This is a genomic window from Cellulomonas biazotea (assembly GCF_004306155.1).
Classification (GTDB): Bacteria; Actinomycetota; Actinomycetes; order Actinomycetales; family Cellulomonadaceae; genus Cellulomonas; species Cellulomonas biazotea.
This window is the reverse complement of record NZ_BIMR01000027.1, coordinates 1-4,896: the sequence shown is the minus strand read 5'-3', so window position 1 is coordinate 4,896 and position 4,896 is coordinate 1. Positions and strand designations below refer to the sequence as shown.

Here is a 4,896-nt window from a genome sequence, read left to right as displayed (position 1 = left end):
CGTCCGCGCGGTCGGCGGCGGCGTCCTGCGCGTCGCGTCCCTCCTCGGGGACGAGCAGCGGGACCACCTGGTCGTAGCGGCGCCGTCGTCGGTACGCGTCGAGGTACAGGTTGAGCAGGATCCGCCGCACCCACGCCTCGACCGACACGACGTCGTGCGGCCGTCGGCGCGTGAACGCGCGGACCAGCGCGTCCTGCACGAGGTCCTCGGCGGCGCTCACGTCGCCGGTCAGCAGGTACCCGTACCCGACGAGTGCCGGGCCGCGCTCCGTCATGAGCCGACCGAGCTCGTCCTCCCAGCTCATGGCGACCGCCTCCGTGTCCACTGTGCACCGCCCATGCACGTCTGACGAACGGCGCGCCCGTGGGGTTGGGGGTGGGCGCGGGTGAGGTCGCCCCGGGCTCAGGTGATCGTCAGCTCGAACGGCGCGCCGACGACGTCGAACGACTGGTCGTGGCTCCGCGTGCCGCTCGCACGGGTCCAGACCTCGGCGCTGAGCACGTGCACGACGGGATGGACGGTGTAGGTCCCGGGCGGCAGCGGGTCGCCGGCGACGTTCGGGTCCGTGGAGCACGTGGTGAGGTCCCCGCCACCCCCGTGGTAGAGGTCGACCGGGGCGCCGAGCCCGACGTCGAGCACGACCGACCAGCCGTCCTGCGGCACGAGCGTGCTCCCGACCACGACGCCGTCCTGGCTCAGCACCAGGTCGATCATCGGGACCGAGACCGTCCACCGTTCGCCGGTCCGTGCCTCCAGCGCGCCGGAGACCGCGAGGGTCGAGCCGGCCGCGGCCTCCGTCGCGACCGGGTCCGTCCGCAGGGCGAGCCCGGTCTCGGACGACGGCCCCGACGGCGCCGGGTCGCCGCAGGTGACGTACTCGTGCGTGGTCGGCAGCGCGTCGAGGTCGGGCTCCACGACCGGCGTGGTCCGCGCCGCCTCCGCGTGGCCGACGACCGTGAACGGGACGGGAGCCGAGGAGGCGACCACCCAGACCGCGCCCGCGTCGGCGACGACCTGGTCGGCCGTGCGGGTGTCGTCCGGCCGCCCGGTGACCGCGCCGTCGGGCAGCCCGGCGACGGGCGTCCACGCCACCAGGGTGTACTCGCCCGCGGGGAGCGGGGCGCCGACGTCGACGGCCGCACCACCCCCCGGGTCGCACACCGTGAGCGGCAGCGCGGCGCCGTACGTCACGACGTCGTCGCCCTCGGAGTAGACGAGGTCGAACCAGGTGCCGGGCCTGGCACCGCCGTACGCGTCCGTGCCGCCGGCGACGACGACGCCGTCGCGCAGCACCGACAGGCGCGGGCCTGCGGCGGGGAACGCCACGTCCGACGCGGCGTCCGCGCCGTCGAGCCGCGCCGTCAGCACGAGCGGGTCTCCCGCGGGCACGCGCGTCGCGTCGAGCTCGGCCGCCGTGCGCCACGTCGCGGCGAAGCCACGCTCCGGGACGGCCGTGGCGAGCGACCCGCACGTCCCGTACGCGAGCGCCGCGTCACCGGCGGGCATCGCCACGGTCGGGACGGTCGCCGACGGGGTCGGCGTGGGGCCGACGGCGGAGGTCGTCGGGGTCGGGGACGGGGTGTGCGCGGGCTGCGGGTCGGGCACCTGCCGCAGCGCGAGCGTGGCGCCGGCGGCGAGGACGGCGACGGCGGCGGTCGAGACGACCGTGAACGTCGCGGTGCGCGCGCGCCGACGACCACGGGCGCGACGCGCGAGCGCGGCGGCGTCGAGGCCACCGCCGGGGAGCGCCGCGGCGGTGCGCCCGGCGAGGTCGTGCAGGTCACGGGACAGGTCGGGGCTCACCGGCGGGCTCCCTTCGGGACGGTCGTGAGGTCGTGCGCGTCGAGCTCCGGGCGTGGCCCCAGGATCGGTTCGAGCCGCCGCCGGGCGTCCGACAGGTACCGCTTGACGGCACCCTCGGACAGCCCGAGCCGCTGACCGATCTCCGGCAGCGTCAGGTCGTCGTAGAACCGCAGGACGACGCACGCGCGCTCGCGGGGCGAGAGGTGGTCCAGCGCGGCGGCCACGTCGGCCCGGTCGCCGACCTCGGCGAACGCGTCCGCCGCCTGGGGTGCCGTCGCGACGAGGTGCGCCACCTGGTCGAGCCGCCGTCGCCGCCGCCACCCGTCGAGGTACGCGTTGAGGATCGCGCGCCGCACGTACGCCTCGACCTCGTCGACGTCCCGGCGGCGGCGCCGCGCGTACATGTTGACGACGGCGTCCTGGACGAGGTCCTGCGCCGCGTGCACGTCACCCGTGAGGAGTCGCGCGTACGCCACGAGGGCGCCGCCCCGTTCCTGGACGAGGCGTCCCAGGTCGTCCTCCCAGGTCACCGTCCACCTCCGTCGTCAGATCTGCTCACACCCGACCCGACGCGCGGGGGACCGGAACGGTTGGGGGTCATCCTGGCGTTCACCGCGGTGTGCGATCCAGGTCACATCGCCTGGCTAGACTCACCGGGTCCGGCGGCAACGGGGCCGCGGGACAGGCACGGTCAGGGGGGTCGTGCCGCACGTCCGAGGAGGATGCATGGTCGAGCTCGGATCCACGAGCCTCACGATCGTCGCAGTGATCGCGGCGGTCGGCGTCGCCTCCCTGCTCGTCGCCGCGGTGCTGCGCCGTCAGGTGCTCGCGGCCGGTGAGGGAACCGAATCCATGCGCGAGATCGCGCGCGCGGTCCAGGAAGGGGCGTCGGCGTACCTGAGCCGGCAGTTCCGCACCCTGGCCATCTTCGCGGTCGTCGTCTGCGCCCTGCTGTTCCTGCTGCCGGGCGACGCCGGCATCAAGGTGGGGCGGTCCGTCTTCTTCCTGGTCGGCGCGCTGTTCTCCGCGTCGATCGGGTTCCTGGGCATGTGGCTGGCGACGCGCGCGAACCTGCGCGTCGCGGCGGCCGCGTCGCTTCCGGGAGGCCGCGCGGAGGGCGCGCGGATCGCGTTCCGCACCGGCGGCGTCGTCGGCATGAGCGTCGTGGGCCTCGGCCTGCTCGGTGCCGCGGCGGTCGTGCTGCTGTACCGCGGGGAGGCGCCCGGCGTGCTCGAGGGCTTCGGGTTCGGGGCCGCGCTGCTCGCGATGTTCATGCGCGTCGGCGGCGGCATCTTCACCAAGGCCGCCGACGTCGGCGCCGACCTGGTCGGCAAGGTCGAGCAGGGCATCCCGGAGGACGACCCGCGCAACGCCGCGACCATCGCGGACAACGTCGGCGACAACGTCGGCGACTGCGCGGGCATGGCCGCCGACCTGTTCGAGTCGTACGCGGTCATGCTCGTCGCCGCGCTGATCCTCGGGAAGGCCGCCTTCGGCGAGGAGGGCCTCGTCTTCCCGCTGATCGTCACGACCGTCGGCGCGCTCGTCGCGGCCCTCGGCGTCGCCATCACCAAGGTCCGCGGCAGCGAGAGCGGCCTGACCGCCATCAACCGCGGGTTCTACATCTCCGCGCTCGTCGGCGTCGTGCTCGCCGCGGTCGCCGCGTTCGCGTACCTGCCGTCGTCGTTCGCCGACTTCACGGGCGGCACCGCCGGGCTGGAGGACCACGTGGGCGACCCGCGGGTCGTCGCGTCGCTGGCCGTCGCCATCGGCGTCGTCCTCGCGGGCATCATCCTGTGGGTCACCGGCTACTTCACCGGGACGACCAGCAAGCCGACGCTGCACGTCGCCAAGACGACCCTCACGGGTGCCGCGACCGTCGTGCTGTCCGGCATCGGCGTCGGGTTCGAGTCGGCCGTCTACACCGCGGGCATCATCGCCGCGGCGATCTGCGGGGTGTTCCTCATCGCCGGCGGCAACGTCGCCCTGGCGCTGTTCCTCATCGCGCTCGCGGGCTGCGGCCTGCTCACCACGGTCGGCGTGATCGTCGCGATGGACACGTTCGGTCCGGTCAGCGACAACGCGCAGGGCATCGCCGAGATGTCGGGCGACGTGTCGCCCGAGGGCGCGCAGATCCTCACGGACCTCGACGCGGTCGGCAACACCACGAAGGCCGTCACCAAGGGCATCGCGATCGCCACGGCCGTGCTGGCCGCGACCGCGCTGTTCGGGTCCTACGCCGACGCGGTGCGCACCTCGCTCGCGGACGTCAGCGGGACCATCGGCGACGACCTGGTCGCCGCGATGATGACCTACGACATCATCAGCCCGGTCACGCTCGTCGGCGTGATCCTCGGCGGCGCGACCGTGTTCCTCTTCTCGGGCCTGGCGATCGACGCCGTGACCCGCGCGGCCGGCGCGATCGTCTTCGAGGTCCGCCGCCAGTTCCGCGACTTCCCCGGCATCATGACCGGCGAGACGCGGCCCGAGTACGGCAAGGTCGTCGACATCTGCACCCGCGACTCCCTGCGCGAGCTCGCCACCCCCGGCCTGCTCGCGGCATTCGCGCCCATCGCCGTCGGCTTCGGCCTCGGTGTCGGTCCGCTCGCCGGGTTCCTCGCCGGTGCCATCGGGTCGGGCGTCCTCATGGCCGTGTTCCTCGCGAACGCGGGCGGCACGTGGGACAACGCGAAGAAGATCGTCGAGGACGGGCACTACGGCGGCAAGGGGTCCGACGCGCACGCCGCCGCCGTCATCGGCGACACCGTCGGCGACCCGTTCAAGGACACCGCCGGCCCCGCGATCAACCCGCTCATCAAGGTGATGAACCTCGTCTCGGTGCTCATCGCGCCCGCCGTCGTCGTCATCTCCGTCGGCGACGACGCGAACCACGTCGCGCGCCTGTCCATCGCGATCGTCGCGACGGCCATCGCGTTCGGGGCGGTCATCATGTCCCGCCTGCGCGCCGCGCGCGTCGACCGCGAGGGGTCCGTCGCGTACGAGGCCGAGAAGGCGCTCGCGAGCTGACCGGTCGACGACGCCGCCCGCCCCGGTCCTGCCGGGCGGGCGGCGTCGTCGTTCGCAGGCCGTGGT

At 74.3% G+C, this 4,896-nt stretch carries 4 protein-coding genes; 1 reads left to right on the top strand and 3 read right to left on the bottom strand.

Annotated features, from left to right (window positions below; translation table 11 throughout):
- The 3 genes from CBZ_RS02865 to CBZ_RS02855 all read right to left on the bottom strand — a co-directional run.
- Positions 1–304, bottom strand: a 304-nt coding sequence (locus tag CBZ_RS02865) for a sigma factor (protein WP_281274842.1), incomplete at its 3' end; no start/stop codon positions are given.
- Between the two features lie 98 nt (positions 305–402).
- Positions 403–1,803 (bottom strand): hypothetical protein, encoded by a 1,401-nt coding sequence (locus CBZ_RS02860; protein WP_130780098.1) that lies wholly within the window; start codon positions 1,801–1,803, stop codon positions 403–405.
- Positions 1,800–2,333, bottom strand: coding sequence for an RNA polymerase sigma factor (locus tag CBZ_RS02855; RefSeq protein ID WP_130780097.1), 534 nt, complete (start codon positions 2,331–2,333; stop codon positions 1,800–1,802). Before CBZ_RS02855 ends, CBZ_RS02860 begins: the two co-directional genes overlap by 4 nt.
- A 196-nt stretch (positions 2,334–2,529) precedes the next feature.
- On the opposite strand from CBZ_RS02855, the gene CBZ_RS02850 reads away from it, so the two are divergent.
- The gene (locus CBZ_RS02850; RefSeq protein WP_130780096.1) at positions 2,530–4,830 is read left to right on the top strand and encodes a sodium-translocating pyrophosphatase; all 2,301 of its coding nucleotides are present in this window, start codon (positions 2,530–2,532) and stop codon (positions 4,828–4,830) included.
- Positions 4,831–4,896 lie beyond the last annotated feature (66 nt).